Raw genomic sequence first — 18757 nt, forward strand, 5'->3', positions numbered from 1 at the left:
TGCGCCTCGTCGCGGTCGGGCGCGGCGCGGCGGTGGCCGCATCCGGTGCAGTATCCGTCGGAGAAGGAATCGACGCCGCAGTCGGCACACGGACCCTCCACCAGCCCAGCCCGCGGTATCGCGACCCGGCTGAAGGTGGGCGTCGGCACCTCGAAGAGGGGCCCGCCGCAGCTCTCGCAGAATCGGTCCGATTGCCCGGCCGGCGCACCGCATTTCGGGCATCCGGCGTGCTCGGCCGTCATACCCGTGTCCTCGGCCTGATCGAGTTCGCCTTCTCGACCAACTCGATGCGTTCCCACATGTCCGCCGACTCGTGGGCCAGTTCTCGGTAGCAGCGTTCCATCCCAGACCGCAGACCGGGCTCGTCGAAGTCGGCCCCGAGGAGGCGCGGGGTCTTGGGCTGGTGCCCCGCCCGCAGCCAGTCGAGGGCCGCTCCCAGCACCCGCAGTCGGATCGTCGCCCGTTTGGCGGTGGATTCGAGGTCGAGAGCGCTGGCCCGCTTGTCGACGTCGATCAGCGTCGGCTCGTCCAGATCGACGGCTGTCCGTCCGTCGAGCAGGATCGCGATGGCGGTGGCTCCGGCGTCGGTGAAATGAGCTGAGGCAGCCGGGATCTGATCCAGCGCCGCGACGGCACCGATGCGGTCTCCCGCGGATTCTCGCTGCCTTGCCAACCCGAAGGCGGCGCTGACATAGCTGCGGTCAGTCCGCCACACCATCTCGTAGTAGCGCAGTGCATCCTCGCGGGCGTCGCGGAGTTCGGCGGACGCCGCTATCGCCAACTTGGGTGCGAGCTCGCCAGGCAACGTGGCCAGAACGGTGTCGAAATCAGCTGCTGCGTTAGCGAACTCACCCTCGAGGAGTGCGCATTGCGCGCTGTACCACAGTAATCGCCAGTCCCCTTGAAGCACCGGTTCGAGCTCGGCGAGGCGCGCGCGAGCCTCCTTGGCGGCACCGAGTTCCAACGACGCGCGGACCAGCCGCAGTGGGATCTCGACGGAGGTGCTCTTGCCCTGGTTGGCACCGCCTCGTGCGAGGTCCAGCGCGTGCTCGAGTTGCGCGGGCGGGGTGCCGCTGGTGGTCGCCAGCAGGGCGGCGCCCGAGTCCGTCGGGTCGACCACGGGTACCGGGAGCGCCGCGATGATCCGCGCGGGCTTCAGCGCCGCGTTACGCCCCGCGCCGTACACGTCACGCTGCGGGCTGAAGTAGGTCGACATCCGAGGCTGCGCGGCACCCGTATCGGTCGATGCGATCTCGTGCAGCACCCCGGTCAGCTGGTCGGCCATCTCCTCCATCGACGAGAACCGACGCGCCGGATCCAGGTCGGTAGCGCGAAGTATTGCGCGGTACAACGATTCGTACTTCGCGAGCACCGGCACCGTGTCGGGGCCAGGCAGTTGGTCGATGAAGCGTCCGCGTTCCTGCGGCACGTCCATGACGAGCACGGCCAGGGTGCGCCCGACGGTATAGACGTCGCTGGCGACGGTCGGTCCGGTCTTGGCGATCTCCGGCGCCTGATACCCGGCGGTCCCGAAGATCGCGCTCTCCTCGTCGTCCATGGCGATGACGGCGCCCAGGTCGATCAGCTTGAGCTGTTCGTCGGTCTGCATCACGTTGTCCGGCTTGAAGTCGCAGTAGGCGAGCCCCTGGGTGTGCAGGTAGGCGACGGCGGGTGCGATCTCGACGAGATAGGCGACCGCCTGGTCGGGAGGAAGCGGGCCATTCCTGGCCTTGCGGATCTGCTTCAGCGAGGTCCCGCCCACGTACTCCATGACGATGTAGCCGACCGGGGCGGTCGCCCCGACGTCCAGGTGTTCGACGAAGTTGTAGATCCGGACGATGTTCGGGTGCTCCACTTCCGACAGCGTCAGGACCTCGGCAGCGGCGGCGGCCATCGCATCGGCGTCGGTGGAGTTGATCAGGCCCTTGAGGACGACCCAGCGGTTGTGCACGTTGCGGTCGACCGCGAGGTAGATCCAGCCGAGGCCGCCGTGCGCGATGGCGCCCTGTACCTCGTACTGGCCGCCGACGAGGTCGCCGCGAGAAAGCTTGGGGACGAACGAGTATCGCGTGCCGCACTGGGTGCAGAAGCCCTCGACACGTCCTGGGCTCCCTTCGCCGCCACGGCCGACGGGTTTGCCACAATCGGTGTTGCCGCAGAACCGGCTGCTCTCCGGAACCTTGGGATCGGCCAGGATGGCCGCGGCCGGGTCCCCCTTCGGAATCCGCGGCATCGAGACGACACCGGCACCGAGACGGCCACGTGTGCTGGACGATCTCGAGGACCCCGTGCGTGCCGTTCCCGCCGATCGGGCGGTCGGACGGCTCGCCGCGGTGGCCCTCGAACCCGCGGTGGCCGCCGTGGCCGGCGCGGGCGGCGCGGGCGGCGTTGGCGTCGAGCCCGGCGGTGGCGGCGCCGTGCCGCACACGTCGCAGTAGCCGTCGACGACAGTTCCGCCGCAACCCGGTTCGGCGCACGTCATTTCGCGCTCTCCTGTTTCTCGACGAGCAGCTGCTGATAGTCCGCGACGGCTCTGGTGACGGCGCGTAGGTCGCACGGCTGCCTATGCAATAACCCAGAGGCAATCCGACTGCACGCCAACAGGTCTCGATCTTCGCCAAGGTCCAGCCGGGCCGCCTTGGCCTGATACGCCGTCAGCCGCCCCTTGAGCTCGGCGCGGCGGTCGAGCAGCCCCTGCGCAAGCTCCTCGTCGTCGGCGACGAGACGCTGCGCCGCCGCGATCCGGTGCCGCAGTGATCGCAGCGCAGCCGGATCCGGTGCGGTCATCGCCCCGAACTCGGCTCGCAGGTGGGGCTCCACGTCCTCGTGTAACGGGAGCGGACCCGACACCACATCGCGTTCGACCCGCGCGCGAACCTCCGCCACCCGGTCGAGCCCGGCCCGTAGCGCGTCCAGTCGGGCCGACGTCTCGCCGAGGGCATCGGGCCAATTCGCCCGCAATGCAGCGAGTTCGGCGAGTTCACCCGACCGGCGTTCCACCTCCTTGGCGATGATGCGCACGCGTTCCTCGATGTCGTGCGCCGACAGCGACAGCGGGTCGGTCGCCGAGACGGCCAACAGCTCGGCGACCTCCGACGGAAAGGCCGCGCCCGCGTCGTCGAGTCGCTGCTGCAACGGCGCCAGCCGGTCCGCGATCAGCGAGTTGACGCGGTCGACGTCGTCGAGGAACTCCGCTACTGCGGGGTACGCATCGCGCATGTCCGCGGCCATGTCGGCCAGACCCACGTAGCCGACGACCTCACCCGGACCGGTGATCACCCGTTTGGCCAAGGGAATTCGCTCGCGGGAGACCTCAAGCGGACGCTCGCGCAGCCATCTGGTCAGTTCCACGCGGTCGTCCTCGTCGAGTTTCGACCGCCGCGTCCGCACCGCCTTGGCGGAGTCGAGGATCGTCGTCATCCGCCCGACGTGCTGCCACAATTCGTCGAGGGACTTCTCCACCTCTGCCCACCTCTGCGCGGTCACGCCGGTCGGCGGATAGCGACGGACGTGCTGCAGCCCGGGGTGGTTGTCGAGTTCCAGCAGAGTCGCCGCGGCGGCGCTGACCTCGTGCGTACGCGCATCGAGTTCGCGGTCGATCTCCTCGGTGGTCAACATCGTCGTCAATCCTGGTACCGAGCCTGCGGCGGGCCTGGCGACGGCGCCACCGCCTGCAAGTTGGTTTGGTAGAGGCGCTCCCACGTCCCGTCCTCGCGCATCTGCGCCAGGGCGCCGTTGACGAATCGCACCAGGTCCTCGTTCTCCAGCTTGATCCCGATGCCGTATGGCTCGTCACCGATGCTGGCGCCGACCAACTCCAGGTTCTTCCGATCCTGTTGCAGCAGACCGAACAGCACGACGTCGTCGGTGCTGATCGCATCCACTTGACCCTGCTGAAGCATCACCAGGCAGTCGGGCCAGTTGCTCACGCCGAACAACGCGGGTCTGGGGTCGAGCGCAAAGAGCGCAGACAATGAAGTCGTGCCCTTGACCGCACACACCCGCTTGCCGGAAAGGTCGGCGGCAGAACGAATTCCCGACCCCCGGGTGGTGAGGATCCGCTGCTTCGCCACGTAATACGGCGTGGAGAAGGCGACCCTGGTCTTGCGGTCGCAGGTGATCGAGTAGGTACGGACCACCAGGTCCACCTGACCCTGCATCAACGCCGTCTCCCGTTCGGCCGCGGTGACCACCCGCAGATCGACCCGGTTGGGATCGCCGAAGATCCGGCGGGCGAGCTCACGGGCCAGGTCGATGTCGAAGCCCTCGAGCTCACCGGTGGCGGGATTCCGGGAACCGAACAGGTTCGTACCCTGGTCGACTCCCACGATGAGCCGACCGCGCTCGAAGATGGTCGCCATCGTCGAACCGGATGGCATTGCACCCGGGCTGGGCTGCGGGCCAGGACGCAGGCTCGCCTCCCGATCGCAATCGGTGTCGCCGGCTGCCGGTGCGGCCGTGATCTGCTCCGCCCCACCCGGCATGGCGTTGACCGGCGTGACGGTGACCGCCTGTGGCGCCGCCGGTGCCCCACACCCGGCGGTGAGGGCAAGTACGGTCAGCGCCAGCACGATTCGCGCCTTCACAGAAACTCCTTGAGCCGCGGCCACAGACCGACGACGGCGGCCGCCGCGGCGATCACCATCAGCACCAGCGTTCCGGTGGGACTCCAGGCCAGTCGCGCACCCGCCGCGGACACGTCGTCGCGCAGGGTCGCACGGGTCTGTTCGATGGCCTCACTCAGGCTGGCTTCGACGGCAGCGAACTGCGCGGCCGAACCGCTCGGATCGCCACCGATCGCCTGGCTGACCGCGGCCGGGTAGTCGCCACCCTGATACAGCTCCACCTGCGTGCGGTGACTGGCTGTCCACTTGATGGCGGCGTCGGCGGCCGCCGCCGGTCCTTCCTCGAGCAACGTCGACAGCTGGCCGAGGTGGCCGTTGAACGACTTCTCCCCCGCCGTGATGTCACCGCGCGAGATCAATTGCAGAGTCTCGTCGGTCCTGGCCTTCTGGGCGAGTACCCGAGCGTTGGCGAGCTTCTCGAACCGCGCGGTGCCCTCGATTCGGCTCTGTTCGACGCTGTTCGCCGCGAACCGGTTGGCCACCACGATCCATGCGATCACCAGCAAGACGGCGACCACCGCACCGATCAGACCCCTGTTGAACTGCCGGTTGGTCCGCCCGATGAGGATCAACGACCCGGCGGCGATCACCACCAGGACGAGCACCAGGAGTACCAGTCCGACGGTCGGCAGCGAACCCACCGCGCTCTGGTCCCGGTCGACCGCGGCAAGGCCGCCGGTGTAGATCCGTTCGGCACTCGGCAGCATCGAGGTCTGCATCAGGGAGGAGGCTTCCCGGAAGTAGGCCGCCCCGACGGCGAAGCCTTGTCGGTTGTTCGCCCGCGCCGACTCGACCTGGCCCGTATAGGCGGTGAGGTCGGCGGATATCTGCGCCAACCCGGTACGGGTGTCGGCGTCGGTCGCCCCCAGGGTGGCGTCGGTCAGTGCCTCAACGGCATCAGCCAGGGCCTGCTGATAGCGCGTCCGCATCGCGGCGGTCTCGAGCCCTCCGGACAGGTACTCCGTCGCGGCTGCAGCATCGGCCGCCGACAGCGCGGCGTACAGCTTTTGCGCCGAGTAGGCGAACGGCTCGGATCGGTCGAGCACGGAGTTGCTTTCGGCGATCCGGCCATCGAGCTGCCCCCCGATGACGACACCGGCGATCACACACGATGCGGCGACGGCGACCGCCACCAGCCCGACCACACCGGGTGTCGTGCGGACGAAGCGCCGCAGCCAACCCACCGAAGCCCGCGCATTCAGTGTGGGCGTAGTGCTCATGTCGTTCACCCCCGGCCGCGATCGTAACCGCAGGCGATCAACGGTCTGGATATGCAGGATATTCGTACTTGGGAGCCGTCTCGGCCCGAATAGACGGTTACGCGGCCGCACCTGGGGGAACCAAGGGGCATGGGAGCTTCCTCCACCGTCGGGCGCCCGGCACCATCGCTTTTGTGGCGCAAGGCTTTGCACGGCCCGATGCGCCCGCGCTCCGATCAACCGCACGTCTAGTTCGAACCCGGGAGACCATCATGCCCGCCATTCACACGTCCGGCGACGACACGCCGGCACCGACCCGCGAAGTCGAGCCGAATTCGCTCCGTCAAGCAATCGTCGGAGCGGGGATCGGCAACACCGTGGAATGGTACGACTTCGCGATCTACGGCTTCCTGGCAACCTATATCGCCGAGAAGTTCTTCCCGTCGGTGAACGGCACCGCCGCGTTGCTCAGCACGTTCGCCGTCTTCGCGGTCGCGTTCTTCATGCGTCCACTCGGCGGGTTCTTCTTCGGTCCGCTCGGTGATCGAATTGGTCGCAAGAGGGTGTTGGCCATCGTGGTGGTCCTGATGTCGATGTCCACCCTCGGCATTGGTCTGGTGCCCAGTTATGAGGCGATCGGTGTCGCGGCCCCGGTGCTGCTGGTGCTCCTGCGCTGTGTGCAGGGCTTCTCGGCTGGCGGCGAATATGGCAGCGGTGCTTGCTTCTTGGCTGAGTTCGCCCCGACGCGGCACCGCGGATTGGTCGTCGCCTTCCTCGTATGGTCGGTGGTGATCGGCTTCCTGCTGGGGTCCGTCACGGTCACCGCGCTTGAGGCGATCCTGTCCGAGGACGCGATGAACACCTACGGCTGGCGCATCCCATTCCTCATCGCCGGCGTGCTCGGCGTGGTCGGTCTATACATCCGGCTGCGGCTGCGGGACACTCCGGAGTTCGAGAGACTCCAAGAGGCCGGCGAGGTAGCCGAATCCCCACTGAGGGAAGCGGTGCGAACGGCGTGGCGGCCCATACTGCAGATCATCGGCCTGGTCATCATCCACAACGTGGGCTTCTACGTGGTGTTCACCTATCTGCCCACCTACTTCACCAAGACGCTCGGATTCACCAAGACCGACGCCTTCATCTCCATCACGGTGGCCAGCGTGGTGGCGCTGCTGTTGATCCTCCCGCTGGCTGCGTTGTCCGACCGGATCGGCCGCAAGCCGCTGTTGATGGCCGGCGCCGTGGGATTCGCGGTCTTCGCGTACCCACTGTTCTTGCTGCTCAATGCGGGACCCCTCGGCGCAGCGATCGCTGCCCACGCCGGACTGGCCGCGCTCGAGGCGGTGTTCGTGTCGGCATCGCTGGCCGCGGGGGCCGAACTGTTCGCTACGCGAGTGCGTTCCACCGGGTACTCGATCGGGTACAACGTCTCAGTTGCTTTGTTCGGCGGCACGGCACCCTACGTGGCCACTTGGCTAACCGATAGGACCGGCAACGCCGTCGCGCCCGCGTACTACGTCATCCTGGCCGCACTCGTCACCCTCGCGACGCTGCTGACGATGCGGGAGACGGCAGGCCGACCATTGCGGGCCGTCGATGAACCGACGAGATGATCAATACGACGAAGCGAAACGATTGCCCGTGAGCGGTGGCTAGTGCCCTAGCTTGCGGGTTCCACCACCCACGATCCGCGGCGCATCACGCCAGCCACCCCGAGCGTCGAGTCCAGCAGCACCACATCGGCGTTCGCACCGTTGGCGAGTCCGTCCGACGGCAGACCCAACGCTCTCGCGGGATTGACCGAGGCCTGCCGCACGGCCAGTTTCAGCGCCTCGTCACGCGACAGTCCGCTGTGCTCGACGGCAAATCGGAACACTCGATCCATCGTCGCCGTGCTGCCCGCGATCGTGTCCGTGCCCGCCACCGTCGCAACGCCAAAGACGACGTCCACTGCCAACGGCCCGAGGTGATAGCGGCCGTCGGCCATGCCCGTCGCCGCCATCGCATCGGTCACCAACGACACCCGGTCGGGTCCCACACTGCGCGTGACGTGCCGGTAGACGGCGGGGTCGACGTGCACGCCGTCGCTGATCACCTCGACGGTCACTCGGGGGTCTTCGAGGAGCGCGATGATGGGTCCCGGCTCGCGACGGTCGATCGGCCGCATCGCGTTGAACAGGTGGGTGCCAACGGTCGCGCCGGCCGCGATCGCCGCCCGCGTCTGCTCGTAGGTCGCCTCGGTGTGACCGACGGCAGCCACCACCCCGGCCCCGACGAGTTGGCGGATCGCCGCCAGCGCACCGTCGCGTTCCGGCGCGATGGTGACCATCCGGATGGTGCCGCCGCCCGCGTCGAGGATGCGCTCGATCTCGCCGGCGTCCGGATCGCGCATCAGGGTCGGCTGGTGGGCGCCACACCGACTGGTGGCGAGCCATGGGCCCTCCAGGTGGATGCCATCGATGAGACCCGCACGGACGTCGTCGGCCAATTCGCTGACCTGCCGCAGCAATTCGTCGGGTCCGGCCGTGACGAGTGAGGCGACCAACGAAGTGCTGCCATGTCTGCGGTGGAGTTCGACGGCGGTGACCGTTTCGGCGTGGACGGCGGCGTGAAAGTTCGCTCCTCCACCACCGTGCAGATGGGTGTCGACGAAGCCCGGCACCACCGTCACCGCACCGAGATCGCGGTCGGCGGCTCGCGGTGCGGCACCATCGCCCACAGCCCGCACGACACCGTCGGAAATGTCAATCCAGGCTGGTCGCAACAGTTCTCGGCCAGTCAGCAGGGTGTCGGCGGTGATTAGCATGGGTCGCTCAGATGCCTTGCCATCCCGGCTTGGCGCGGTACGTCTCGCGGTAATAGTCGACGAGTTGCAGCCGGCGGGCCGCCGCGTCGTCCAGCAGCACGGTGACGTGCGGATGGTGCTGCAAAATCGTGGCGGGCCACATCGCGCTGACCGCTCCCTCGACGAGGTGATGTACCGCTTCGGCCTTGCTGCGACCGGTGGCCACCAGGATCAGATGCTTGGCCTCCATGATGGTGCCGAGCCCCTGGGTCAGGCAGTGGGTGGGCACCGATTCGACGTCGTCGTCGAAGAATCGGGCATTGTCGATGCGCGTCTGACGCGTCAGCGTCTTGATCCGCGTCCGTGAGGCCAGCGACGATCCCGGCTCGTTGAACGCGACGTGCCCGTCGGTCCCGATCCCGAGGATCTGCAGATCGACGCCGCCTGCGGCACGAATCGCGGCCTCGTACGCCGCGCACGCCGCAGGGATGTCGGCTGCCCCGCCGTCGGGGCCATGGACCGCGTCGGGCGCGAAGTCCACCCGCGACGCGAAGACGGTGTCGATGACCGTCCGGTAGCGCTCGGGGTGATCGGCCGGCAGACCGACGTACTCGTCGAGGGTGAATCCGCGGGCTCTTCGAAAGGAGATCAGCCCCGCGTCGTAACGTCTCGCCAGCTCGTCGTAGATCGCCAGTGGCGACGATCCCGTGGCTAGGCCGAGCACCGCCTCTGGCTTGTCAGTGAGCAGGGTGCCGATTGCGTCGGCGGCGATGCCGCCGATCTCCGTGACGTCCCGGCAGATGACGACTTCCATCTACTTGTTTGCGGTGAAAAGGCTTGCACCCGAAGCAATGTCGGCGCCGGCGAGGACCGCTTCGGCAGCGACGACATTGGCGGCCTCGCGCTCGTCCATGACCACCACCGGCACGATCGGGTTGAGCCCCTTGGCCACGATCGCCGGAACGTCGTAGGTGATGACGAGCTGACCCGCCGTCACGTCGTCGCCTTGGCTGACGTGGGCGGTGAAGCCCTCGCCATTGAGCGCGACGGTGTCCAGACCGAGGTGGACCAGCACGCCGACGGCGTCCGGGGTCATCACGATGTAGGCGTGCGGTAGCAGCTTCAGGATCTTTCCGCTGACCGGGGCGACGGCCTCGACGACTCCGTGCGGTGGTTCGACGGCGGCACCGTAGCCAACCATGCCCTGCGAGAAGACGGGGTCGGGTACGTCTTGGAGCGGAACGGCGCGACCGGGGACCGGGGCGAGGACGTGTGTCGTGCTCATGTGCCCAACAATACGAGCACCGGCCCAAGTCGGTCTCGTGTTCCCGGGTTCTCGTCTAAGCTTCACCCGCGGCTTCGGCGGCTGGCGATGTCTGCGGGAGAGGAGGGTGACCGGCAGTGAGCAACACCACGAATACTGAAGGCGCGCAAAGGAAATCAGGCCCGCGGATACCCGGCTTCGCGCAGTTGCAGCGGCTCGGCAAGAGCCTCATGCTGCCCATCGCGGTGCTGCCCGCGGCGGGCATCCTGCTGCGGTTGGGCCAACCCGACGTGCTCGGCAGCATCAAGACCCCCGTCATCGGGCCGTTCTTCCAGGCCATGAGCGCGGCCGGCGACGCGGTGTTCTCCAACCTTCCGCTGCTCTTCGCCGTCGGCGTCGCCATCGGCTTCGCCAAGAAGGCCGACGGCTCGACGGCGCTGGCGGCCGTCGTCGGCTACCTCGTCGTGCAGGCGGTGTTCAAGACGATGTCGCCGATCGTCCTCGCGGGCGAAGTCGACAAAGCGGGTGATCAGGCGCTGATCAACTACAGCGTGTTCGCCGGCATCGTGGTCGGCCTGCTCACCGCCTGGCTGTTCGACCGCTACCACACCATCCAATTGCCTTCGTATCTCGGCTTCTTCGGCGGCAGGCGCTTCGTGCCGATCGTCGTGTCGGTGACGTGTCTCTTCCTCGGCTTCGCGATGAGCTACTTCTACCCCATCTTCGACGCGGGCCTGACGGGCCTCGGCAAGTTCATCGGGGGAAGCGGAGCGTTGGGCGCGTTCGTCTATGGGTTCGCCAACCGCATGCTGATCCCGCTGGGTCTGCACCACATCCCGAACTCCTACGTGTGGTTCCTCTACGGCGACTACCAAAAGCCGGATGGCAGTGTCGTCACCGGCGAGCTCACCCGCTTCGCCGCGGGCGATCCGTCGGCGGGCCTGCTGACGTCGGGTTTCTATCCGATCTTGATGTTCGGGTTGCCCGCCGCCGCGTTGGCGATGATCCTCGCCGCGAACAAGAAGCAGCGCAAGGTCGCGGTCGGCATCCTGTCGGCGGCCGCGCTGACCGCGTTCCTGACCGGCGTCACCGAGCCGCTCGAGTTCGCGTTCATGTTCGTGGCGTTCCCGCTGTACGTCATCCACGCCGTGCTCACCGGGCTCTCACTCGCCATCGCCTACTTGCTCGACATCCATCTTGGCTTCTCGTTCTCCGCGGGCCTGATCGACCTGCTGCTCTACGGCACCGCACCGGCGGCAAAGAACATCCCGCTGCTCCTTCTCATGGGGGTGGTGTTCTTCGTCGTCTACTTCCTGCTGTTCCGCTTCGCGATTACGAAGTGGAACATGCGGACTCCCGGCCGGGAACCGGAGAGCGAGTTCGAGGCGGAGGAGAAGGCGAACCTCGGCGAAGGCTCCGACGCTGCCACCGCCGTGACGGCCGGTGGGTCCGGCACCGCCACCAACACGCTTACCACACCCGCCCCCGCGGCAACGGACAGCAAGGCCGAGCAGCTCATCGCGGCGTTCGGCGGGCGAGAGAACCTCGTCAACGTCGACGCCTGCATCACCCGCCTGCGGATGGAAGTCGCCGACCCTGGCAAGGTGGATCAGGCTCGCCTGAAGAGTCTCGGCGCCGCCGGTGTCATCGAAGTCGGCAACAACGTCCAAGCGGTGTTCGGCACCCAGGCCGAGGCACTGAAGAACGACATCACCGACGTGCTCTAACTTTCGGGAAGGGCAAGCGCCGCAACGACGGCGGCGATGACGGCCAGCACCAGGATCGTGATGGCGACGGCGGTCCAGCCATATCCGTCGAAGGCCACCCCGCCGAACCAGCCGATGACGCTGGAGCCGCCGTAGTAGAAGAGGTTGTACAGCGACGACGCCTGCGCCTTGCCAACCGGCGCCGACTGACCCGTCCAACCGGACGCTATCGAATGCGCCCCGAAGAAGCCCGCCGTGGCGATCACCAAACCGGCGAGAACCACGATCAAGTTGTCGCTCAAGGTAATAGCGACTCCGGTGACCATGATCGCGATCGACACCAGCAGGATCCGCTTGCGTCCGAAGCGGGTCGCTTCGGCACCCGCTCGGGACGACGCCCAGGTGCCGGCCAAGTACGCCAGGAACACCAGGCTGACGACGAACGACGACAGGAAGAACGGTGCCCCCGTCAGCCGGAAGCCCAGGAAGTTGTAGAGCGCCACGAATCCGCCCATCAGCAGAAACCCCTGGGCGAACAGGGTGACCTGCCGACGCGATCGCAGGTTGGCCGCCAGCCGATGGATTAGCGTGCCCTCGGCGTTGGCGCCCGACAGCTTGGACGGAACGAAACCGCGGGGCGCAGGGGCGAGTTTGACGAACGCCAGCGCGGCCAACCCGCATAGCCCGGCGACGGTGAAGACCCCGACGCGCCAACCGGCGAACTCGGCAACCGGACTGGACACCAAGCGGCCGAGGAGACCACCGATGGTCGTGCCCGCCACGAAGGTGCCTGCCGCCCTTGCGGCGTGCGCGGGGTCGATCTCCTCGGTCAAGTAGGCGACGGCGATGGCAGGCACTCCGCCGACGAACAGACCTTCGAGGAAGCGTCCGGCGAGCAACAGCTCATACGTTGGCGCGAAGGGAACGACAAGCCCAACGGTGGTGGCGACGCTGACCGAGATCGTCATTGCCTTCACCCGGCCGATGCGATCGGCCAGCGTCGACCAGGGGATCACGCCGACGGCGAGGCCGACGGTCGACGCCGAAATGGTCAGGGCCGCATCGGCCGCGCCGATGTGAAGGCTGGCGGAGATGAGCGGCAGTACCGCCTGCGGCGAGTAGAGCTGAGCGAACGTCGCCACACCTGCGCAGAAGAGGGCGGCGAGCAGCCGTCCGTACTCGGCCGAGCCCCTGGCATGACCGACCCAGCCCGGCGCGATGGATTGTTCGATCGACACTGATTAGACGGTAGGAAGCCATTCGTCATGTGTCCAATGCATGACCTTTGCCATTGTCATGCAGTCTGCGCATCACTGCTGGTGACTCGACGGGAGCTCGCGCTATGTCTTCATGAGAAATTTCGCAAAGCGCTCCGCGGGCGGGGATTGCGGCCGATCTCGGTCCCACACCAGTCCTACTTCGCGCTTGGCCCCGGCGTTCACCAACGGAACGTGGACGGTCTTTGATGCACCGGCGCCCTCGCGTGGGACGGGGACGACGGCGACACCAAATCCGGCCGCCACCAACCCCTCCATCGTGGGAATCTCGGTGGCCTCGAACACGATGTCCGGCTCGAAGTCGTCTTCAGCGCACAGGTCGTCGGTGAGCTGTCGCAGTCCGGACTGCTCGGTCAGCGCGACGAAGGGCTCCCCCGCCGCGGCGGACAATCGCATTCGGGCCCGCGTGGCCAACCGATGCCCCGGCGGGACGGCCAGGCACAGGCGTTCGACGTACAGCTGATGCCAGGTGAAGCCGGGCCCGTCGGGGCGCGGGGAGGTGATCGCCAGGTCGGCTTGACCGCCCCGCACCCGATGCGTGATCTCGTGCGCCGGACCTTGGAACAGGTCGAAACCGATCCCGGGCACGGTGTCGCGGAATCGTCGAAGTTGTTCCGGGACATACCAGCTCGCGAGCGAATGCAGAAACGCGAGCCGCACCCTCCCGCTGTCGGGATCTCTCAGCGCGGCGATGCGCTCTCCAGCGGACTGCATTTCGGCGATGCTTCGCCTGGCGTGCTCGAGCATGATCTGCCCGTAGGCGTTGAGCCGAAGTCGTCGATTGATCCGGTCGAACAGTGGCGCCCCGGCCTGCTCCTCGAAACGCGCCAGGGCACGCGACAACGTCGGCTGGCTGACTCCCAGCTCGGCCGCGGCGTCGGTGACGTGCTCGGCATCGGCGAGCGCCACGAACCACTGCAGTTCCTCGAGGTGCACCGCCCGACGATAGCGAATCCGCACGTCGCCGCGTCACGAGTGTCCTACGGACTCCTCCAGATAGGCGAGCGCCTCCGCTCCATCGGCGGCGACGTGGACCAAGTCCCCCGACGGGATCGGCAGGAACCCGTCGGCTTCCATTCTTCGAAGTTGGAGAGCCAGTCCGTCGTAGAAGCCCGCGGTGTTCAGCAGCACCACCGGCTTGGCGTGAAAACCGTGCTTGCGCAGCTCCAGGATCTCGGTGGCCTCGTCCAGCGTCCCCAGGCCGCCGACCATCACCACGATGGCGTCACATCCGGCGAGCAGCAGCGCCTTTCGCTCGGCGAGGTCCTTGGCGAAGACCATCTCGTCGGCGTCGGCCCTGGCCTTCGCACGGAGGAACTCCACCGAGATGCCGACCAACCGCCCTCCCGTCGACCGCACTCCGTCCGCGACGACCTTCATCAACCCCGTGTCGGAGCCGCCCCACACCAGCGTGTGCCCGCCGGAGCCGATCAGTTCGGCGAACTTGCGGGCGGGCGTGGTGTACCGCTCGTCGAGATCCGCGGCGGACAGAAAGACGCAGATCTTCATGTGCGGCGGCCCCTTTCAGTACTGCGGTTCGTCATCGACGATCCTCAGTATGCCGGGAGCCGCATCGAGGGCGTGCAGCGTTCGGGCGGCGGCGGCGTCGATGTGAACGCGTGGCGCCGGGGGCAGCTCGTCTTCGAAGTAGGTGCCGGGGCCATAGAGGAATCCGTAGCGCAGGACGACGCCGTTGGCCGTCAACACGGCGCTCTCGAGTGAGGCGACCGCCTCAGCCTCAGCGCCGGGTGACATCGTCCACGCCACGCTCTGGGCGACGATCTTCGTCCGGCTTGGATCCGGCAGTGCGTCGAGGAGGTTTCTGGTGCCCTCATCCCGAATCCGCGCGTTGAGCACCGAGTCCTGCGGCAGGCTCGCCAGGTCGTCGGGCAGGTCGGTCAGTTCGTGCAGAAGTAGGTCGGGCTTGAACGCGTGAACGGCGGCGGTGAGGCGTGCGCGGTCGAAGACGTCGCAGACGATGGGTTCGGCACCGAGGGCAGCCAGAACATCGGCCTTCCCGGCCGACCGCGTCATGGCACCGACGGTATGTCCGGCCGCGACGAGCAACGGGAGGAGCCGTGTGCCGATGGCGCCAGAAGCTCCTGCGAAGAAGATGCGCCTGCTCGAGTCGGTCATCAGAGTTCCAAGGGACGAAGGACGCGCACCGCGGGGCGGGGCGCCTCGCAGCCGGTTCCCGCGCCGGCCAGGACGCAGACCTTGGACGGAGCGGCGTCGGTCGCCAGCATCGCCGATGGGGCGATCGGGATGGCGGCTGCCGCCGACAGTAACAACAGGAGACGAATTGGGGTGACGTTCATGGCCGTGCTCTTTCGTTCATCGATCGGATCTGGATTGATTCCAACTTCACGTCCGACGCTACCGATGAAGTGGCGCAGGTATATGGTCCACTTTCATGGGTGATTCATGGGCCACTTCGTTGCCGGCCGGCGACTTCGTGCTCGGTGCCGATCTCCACTTGGACCTCGCGGGACCCGGCCTGCGCGCGGGCCTGATGGATGCCCTGCGGGAGGCCGTGCGGACGGGGCGGCTCGCACCAGGAACGCGCCTGCCGTCCTCTCGATCCCTCGCGGCCGATCTCGGCGTCGCGCGCAACACCGTGGCCGACTCGTACGCGGAGCTGATCGCGGAGGGGTGGCTCACCGCCAAGCGGGGCTCCGGCACCCGGGTGGCGACGCGGACGCGGCCACGCACCTCCGGCCGCCCCAGAGCGGTTCTCCGCCAACCGACCCATGGTCTGCTGCCGGGATCGCCGAACCTCGCCGAGTTCCCGCGCACCCAATGGCTGACCGCCGCACGGCGCGCGCTCACTGCGGCGCCGCACGACGCCTTCGGCTACGGCGATCCCGCGGGCCGGGTCGAGCTGCGCACCGCACTCGCGGAGTACCTCGCGCGGGCTCGCGGGGTGTACGTCACTCCCGAGCGAATAGTCATCTGCTCCGGATTTCACCACGGATTGACGTTGATGGCGCACACACTGCGCACGCTCCGGGTACGCGCGGTCGCCGTCGAATCGTACGGATTCGACGTCTACCGGAGCCTCCTCAGCGACGCCGGGCTACGTACGCCGCCACTCTACGTCGACGACAGTGGTGCGCTCACAAATGATTTGGTGCAAATGCCCGGCGTCGGCGCGGTGCTGCTGACCCCGGCGCATCAGTATCCGACGGGAGTGGAGCTGCACCCCGAGCGGCGCTCCGCTGCCATCGACTGGGCGCGGGCCACCGGCGGCCTGATCGTCGAGGACGACTACGACGGGGAGTTCAGGTATGACCGCCAGCCCGTTGGCGCATTGCAGGGCCTCGACCCCGAGCAGGTGGTGTACATCGGGTCGGCCAGCAAGTCGCTGGCACCCGGGCTCCGACTGGCCTGGATGGTGCTGCCGGAAGAACTGATTCCGAACGTCTTGGCAACCAAGGGACCCGTCGACTGGTCGAGCGCATTCGATCAGCTGACCCTCGCCGAGTTCATCACCTCGGGTGCCTACGACCGCCACGTGCGCTCGATGCGGCTGCGCTACCGGCACCGCCGCGACCAACTGGTGGCAGCGCTGGCGCAGAGCGCCCCGGGCGTCCGCATCACCGGCATGGCCGCCGGTTTGCAAGCGGTTCTCGAACTGCCGCGTGGAAGTGAGCGCTCCGTCGTGGCTGCCGCCGCCAGGGAAGGCCTTGCCGTCAGCGGCCTTTCGGACTTCCGCTACGAAGAGGCGGGCTCCCCATGGAAGCTGCCGCAGCGGGACGCCCTGATCGTCGGGTACGCGGCCCCCTCGGACAGCGCATGGGCCGGGGCCCTCGACACGCTGTGCAAGGTGATGCCGCAGAGCTGACCCGTAGCTGAGTTCGGTCAAATATACTCAGGAATAGGACGGCCTGCCCGACGCTTGTTCCAGAGGCAAGTCCAAACGAGGAAGGTGGCCGACATGACCGTAGTGAAGGCGGCCGCGGTGCAGATCAGTCCTGTGCTCTACAGCCGGGAGGGAACCGTCGAGAAGGTCGTTGGCAAGATCGCCGAACTCGGTAGGGCGGGCGTGCAGTTCGCCACGTTCCCGGAGACGGTGGTCCCGTACTACCCGTACTTCTCGTTCGTGCAGCGACCATTCGAGATGGGTGCCGAACAGTTGAGACTGCTCGACCAGGCGGTCACCGTGCCGTCGGACGCGACACATGCCATCGGCGATGCGGCCAGGGAGGCCGGCGTCGTGGTGTCCATCGGCGTCAACGAACGCGACGGCGGCACGCTGTTCAACACCCAGTTGTTGTTCGACGCCGACGGGACGCTGTTACAGCGCCGACGCAAGATCACGCCCACCTATCACGAACGCATGATCTGGGGACAGGGCGACGCCTCCGGACTGCGGGCCGTCGACAGCGCGGTGGGACGCATCGGCCAGTTGGCGTGCTGGGAACACCACAATCCGCTGACCCGTTACGCCCTCATCGCCGACGGCGAGCAGATCCACGCGGCGATGTTCCCCGGTTCGTTCGGCGGCCCGCTGTTCGCCGAACAGACCGAACTCAGCGTGCGCAATCACGCACTCGAGTCCGGCAGCTTCGTCGTCAATGCCACCGCCTGGCTGAACCCCGAACAGCAGGCGCAGATCGTGGCGGACACCGGATCCCCGATGGGACCGATCTCCGGCGGCAGTTTCACCGCGATCGTGTCGCCCATGGGCGAATTGCTCGGCGAGCCACTGCGTTCCGGTGAAGGCGAGGTGATCGCAGACCTGGACTTCACGTTGATCGATCAGCGCAAGTCGAAGATGGACGCCAGCGGTCACTACAGTCGCCCGGAACTCCTCAGCCTGCTCATCGATCGCACGCCCAAGGCCAATGTCCACGATCAGGAGCCCGACGATGTCCGCGTCTGACCCGCAGGAAATCCCGTTCACCGGCGTCCGGTTGCGGGTCGACAGCCCGAAGGACTTTGGTGCGCTGGTGCGTGCGTTGCTCGCCGACGTCGGTGAGCAACCCGTGCCGATCGACGACATCGCCGCGCGGTTTGGCGACTGGGAGTCCTACCAGCAAGAAGTCGAACGGCACGTCGGCCCAAGTGGTTTCATGCTCTTTGCATCGTTGAACCACGGTGCGTGGATCAAGAAGGCCGGGATCGACCGCAAGGCGCTCCGCATGGTGATCGGCAATCCGCTGATCGCGATCACGATGCTGCGTCACGACGTCACGGCCGGCCTGTTCGCGCCCGTCGAACTCCTATTGACCGAGGAGGACGACGATCGCAGCGCCGTCACGTACGTGCGTCCGTCCTCCCTGATGGTGGTCGAACCCAACCAGCCCCTGTACGAGGCAGCGGTGGCACTCGACGCGAAACTGGCGGCCTTGGTCGCCACGATCACCTAGCCCTGACGCAAAACGCCCACTCGGGAGGACGGTGCCTGTCAGGATCGCCTCGCATGGATTCGACGCGAACGTCAGGGGCTCGGGTGGAACAGCTATCGGTGTGGGCGGGGGCGGGACTCGTCACCGCCGGAGTGTCGGCGGCGCTGCTCGCGGGCGCAGGAGCGGCAGGAGCGGAAACCGGCACCGGTGCGGAGTCCGCGAGCTCCTCGTCGTCGGATTCGACGGGCTCGGACGCACCCAAGCCAGGGCCGAAGACCACCCCCGACAAGCCGGACGTCGACAAGCCCGACACCGACAAGCCGGACGTCGACAGGCCAGATACGACGGACCCGGACACGACGTTGCCGGACTCCGCGGACGCCAAGAAGGACGAGGTCAAGAACAACGACGACCACGCCTCGAAGCGAGGTACGGAGGCCGCCCCGCGAAGGAAACAACCGGTCCCGGAGACCGCCGCACCCGAGTCGGCACCCGTCGCCAAGCAATCCGATCCGGTCGCGAAGAACGTCGTCACCGAAGTCGTTTCCGC

19 protein-coding genes and 1 pseudogene are annotated in these 18757 nt (G+C 67.3%); 7 read left to right on the forward strand and 13 right to left on the reverse strand.

Annotated elements, in window-relative coordinates:
- Positions 1-242, reverse strand: a 242-nt coding sequence (locus QOD90_RS29385; protein ID WP_526355758.1) for a zinc-ribbon domain-containing protein, incomplete at its 3' end; no start/stop codon positions are given.
- Positions 239-2233 (reverse strand): tetratricopeptide repeat protein, encoded by a 1995-nt coding sequence (locus tag QOD90_RS29390; protein WP_526355760.1) that lies wholly within the window; start codon positions 2231-2233, stop codon positions 239-241. The genes QOD90_RS29385 and QOD90_RS29390, both read right to left, overlap by 4 nt.
- A gap of 31 nt (positions 2234-2264) precedes the next feature.
- Here QOD90_RS29390 and QOD90_RS29395 point away from each other — a divergent pair, with 31 nt between their 5' ends.
- Complete coding sequence (locus QOD90_RS29395; protein ID WP_526355762.1) at positions 2265-2438, forward strand: hypothetical protein; 174 nt, start codon at positions 2265-2267, stop codon at positions 2436-2438.
- Between the two features lie 40 nt (positions 2439-2478).
- On the opposite strand, the gene QOD90_RS29400 is transcribed toward QOD90_RS29395, so the two are convergent.
- Genes QOD90_RS29400 through QOD90_RS29410 form a run of 3 tightly spaced genes read right to left on the reverse strand, consistent with a single transcriptional unit; the run spans position 2479 to position 5845 of the window.
- Positions 2479-3618 carry a hypothetical protein gene (locus QOD90_RS29400; protein WP_526355764.1) on the reverse strand — a complete coding sequence of 380 codons (1140 nt, stop codon included), beginning with the start codon at positions 3616-3618 and terminating at the stop codon, positions 2479-2481.
- A gap of 5 nt (positions 3619-3623) precedes the next feature.
- Positions 3624-4586, reverse strand: coding sequence for a glutamate ABC transporter substrate-binding protein (locus QOD90_RS29405; protein ID WP_526355766.1), 963 nt, complete (start codon positions 4584-4586; stop codon positions 3624-3626).
- Positions 4583-5845 carry a GlnX family signal transduction membrane protein gene (locus QOD90_RS29410; protein ID WP_526355768.1) on the reverse strand — a complete coding sequence of 421 codons (1263 nt, stop codon included), beginning with the start codon at positions 5843-5845 and terminating at the stop codon, positions 4583-4585. The genes QOD90_RS29405 and QOD90_RS29410 overlap by 4 nt, the downstream gene beginning before the upstream one ends.
- Before the next feature lie 251 nt (positions 5846-6096).
- Here QOD90_RS29410 and QOD90_RS29415 point away from each other — a divergent pair, with 251 nt between their 5' ends.
- Positions 6097-7437: an MFS transporter gene (locus tag QOD90_RS29415; RefSeq protein ID WP_526355770.1), complete on the forward strand. Its 1341-nt coding sequence runs from the start codon at positions 6097-6099 to the stop codon at positions 7435-7437.
- A 47-nt stretch (positions 7438-7484) separates the two neighbouring features.
- Here QOD90_RS29415 and nagA read toward each other — a convergent pair whose 3' ends face one another.
- From nagA to QOD90_RS29430, 3 genes are read right to left on the reverse strand one after another with little or no spacing between them, the layout of a single operon-like run.
- Positions 7485-8630 carry an N-acetylglucosamine-6-phosphate deacetylase gene (gene nagA, locus QOD90_RS29420; RefSeq protein ID WP_526355772.1) on the reverse strand — a complete coding sequence of 382 codons (1146 nt, stop codon included), beginning with the start codon at positions 8628-8630 and terminating at the stop codon, positions 7485-7487.
- Positions 8631-8637: 7 nt separating this feature from the next.
- Complete coding sequence (gene nagB, locus QOD90_RS29425; protein ID WP_526355774.1) at positions 8638-9423, reverse strand: glucosamine-6-phosphate deaminase; 786 nt, start codon at positions 9421-9423, stop codon at positions 8638-8640.
- Entirely contained in the window at positions 9424-9894 is a 471-nt protein-coding gene (locus QOD90_RS29430; RefSeq protein ID WP_526355776.1) for a PTS sugar transporter subunit IIA, read from the reverse strand. It lies immediately after the preceding gene.
- Between the two features lie 116 nt (positions 9895-10010).
- On the opposite strand from QOD90_RS29430, the gene QOD90_RS29435 reads away from it, so the two are divergent.
- A complete protein-coding gene (locus QOD90_RS29435) occupies positions 10011-11600 on the forward strand; it encodes a PTS transporter subunit EIIC (RefSeq protein ID WP_526355777.1) in 1590 nt (529 codons plus the stop codon).
- Here the strand turns inward: QOD90_RS29435 and QOD90_RS29440 are convergent.
- The 5 genes from QOD90_RS29440 to QOD90_RS29460 form a co-directional block, all read right to left on the reverse strand.
- Complete coding sequence (locus tag QOD90_RS29440) at positions 11597-12811, reverse strand: MFS transporter (protein ID WP_526355793.1); 1215 nt, start codon at positions 12809-12811, stop codon at positions 11597-11599. The genes QOD90_RS29435 and QOD90_RS29440 overlap by 4 nt on opposite strands.
- 108 nt (positions 12812-12919) lie before the next feature.
- Complete coding sequence (locus QOD90_RS29445; protein WP_526355779.1) at positions 12920-13792, reverse strand: LysR substrate-binding domain-containing protein; 873 nt, start codon at positions 13790-13792, stop codon at positions 12920-12922.
- A 33-nt stretch (positions 13793-13825) separates the two neighbouring features.
- Positions 13826-14365: an LOG family protein gene (locus QOD90_RS29450; RefSeq protein ID WP_526355781.1), complete on the reverse strand. Its 540-nt coding sequence runs from the start codon at positions 14363-14365 to the stop codon at positions 13826-13828.
- 15 nt (positions 14366-14380) lie between these two features.
- Positions 14381-14992 (reverse strand): NAD-dependent epimerase/dehydratase family protein, encoded by a 612-nt coding sequence (locus QOD90_RS29455; RefSeq protein ID WP_526355783.1) that lies wholly within the window; start codon positions 14990-14992, stop codon positions 14381-14383.
- Entirely contained in the window at positions 14992-15174 is a 183-nt protein-coding gene (locus QOD90_RS29460) for a hypothetical protein (RefSeq protein WP_526355785.1), read from the reverse strand. Before QOD90_RS29460 ends, QOD90_RS29455 begins: the two co-directional genes overlap by 1 nt.
- A 95-nt stretch (positions 15175-15269) precedes the next feature.
- Between QOD90_RS29460 and pdxR the strand changes: the two genes are divergently transcribed.
- The 4 genes and pseudogenes from pdxR to QOD90_RS29480 form a co-directional block, all read left to right on the forward strand.
- Positions 15270-16700, forward strand: a complete 1431-nt coding sequence (pdxR, locus tag QOD90_RS29465) for a MocR-like pyridoxine biosynthesis transcription factor PdxR (RefSeq protein ID WP_526355787.1) — start codon at positions 15270-15272, stop codon at positions 16698-16700.
- A gap of 93 nt (positions 16701-16793) precedes the next feature.
- Entirely contained in the window at positions 16794-17741 is a 948-nt protein-coding gene (locus tag QOD90_RS29470) for a nitrilase-related carbon-nitrogen hydrolase (RefSeq protein ID WP_526355789.1), read from the forward strand.
- A complete protein-coding gene (locus QOD90_RS29475) occupies positions 17728-18228 on the forward strand; it encodes a DUF302 domain-containing protein (RefSeq protein ID WP_526355791.1) in 501 nt (166 codons plus the stop codon). Before QOD90_RS29470 ends, QOD90_RS29475 begins: the two co-directional genes overlap by 14 nt.
- A gap of 53 nt (positions 18229-18281) precedes the next feature.
- Positions 18282-18757 (forward strand): annotated as a pseudogene (locus QOD90_RS29480) (hypothetical protein); the annotation flags it as partial.

It is taken from the genome of Mycobacterium sp., from assembly GCF_032161845.1.
Lineage (GTDB): Bacteria > Actinomycetota > Actinomycetes > Mycobacteriales > Mycobacteriaceae > Mycobacterium.

Excerpts from the sequence above, each read along its gene's own strand:
- QOD90_RS29390 (WP_526355760.1), bottom strand. The coding sequence starts at position 2,233 with ATGCCGCGGATTCCGAAGGGGGACCCGGCCGCGGCCATCCTGGCCGAT.
- QOD90_RS29400 (WP_526355764.1), bottom strand. The coding sequence starts at position 3,618 with ATGTTGACCACCGAGGAGATCGACCGCGAACTCGATGCGCGTACGCAC.
- QOD90_RS29410 (WP_526355768.1), bottom strand. The coding sequence starts at position 5,845 with ATGAGCACTACGCCCACACTGAATGCGCGGGCTTCGGTGGGTTGGCTG.
- QOD90_RS29415 (WP_526355770.1), top strand. The coding sequence starts at position 6,097 with ATGCCCGCCATTCACACGTCCGGCGACGACACGCCGGCACCGACCCGC.
- nagA (WP_526355772.1), bottom strand. The coding sequence starts at position 8,630 with ATGCTAATCACCGCCGACACCCTGCTGACTGGCCGAGAACTGTTGCGA.
- nagB (WP_526355774.1), bottom strand. The coding sequence starts at position 9,423 with ATGGAAGTCGTCATCTGCCGGGACGTCACGGAGATCGGCGGCATCGCC.
- QOD90_RS29430 (WP_526355776.1), bottom strand. The coding sequence starts at position 9,894 with ATGAGCACGACACACGTCCTCGCCCCGGTCCCCGGTCGCGCCGTTCCG.
- QOD90_RS29450 (WP_526355781.1), bottom strand. The coding sequence starts at position 14,365 with ATGAAGATCTGCGTCTTTCTGTCCGCCGCGGATCTCGACGAGCGGTAC.
- QOD90_RS29455 (WP_526355783.1), bottom strand. The coding sequence starts at position 14,992 with ATGACCGACTCGAGCAGGCGCATCTTCTTCGCAGGAGCTTCTGGCGCC.
- QOD90_RS29460 (WP_526355785.1), bottom strand. The coding sequence starts at position 15,174 with ATGAACGTCACCCCAATTCGTCTCCTGTTGTTACTGTCGGCGGCAGCC.
- pdxR (WP_526355787.1), top strand. The coding sequence starts at position 15,270 with ATGGGTGATTCATGGGCCACTTCGTTGCCGGCCGGCGACTTCGTGCTC.
- QOD90_RS29470 (WP_526355789.1), top strand. The coding sequence starts at position 16,794 with ATGACCGTAGTGAAGGCGGCCGCGGTGCAGATCAGTCCTGTGCTCTAC.
- QOD90_RS29475 (WP_526355791.1), top strand. The coding sequence starts at position 17,728 with ATGTCCGCGTCTGACCCGCAGGAAATCCCGTTCACCGGCGTCCGGTTG.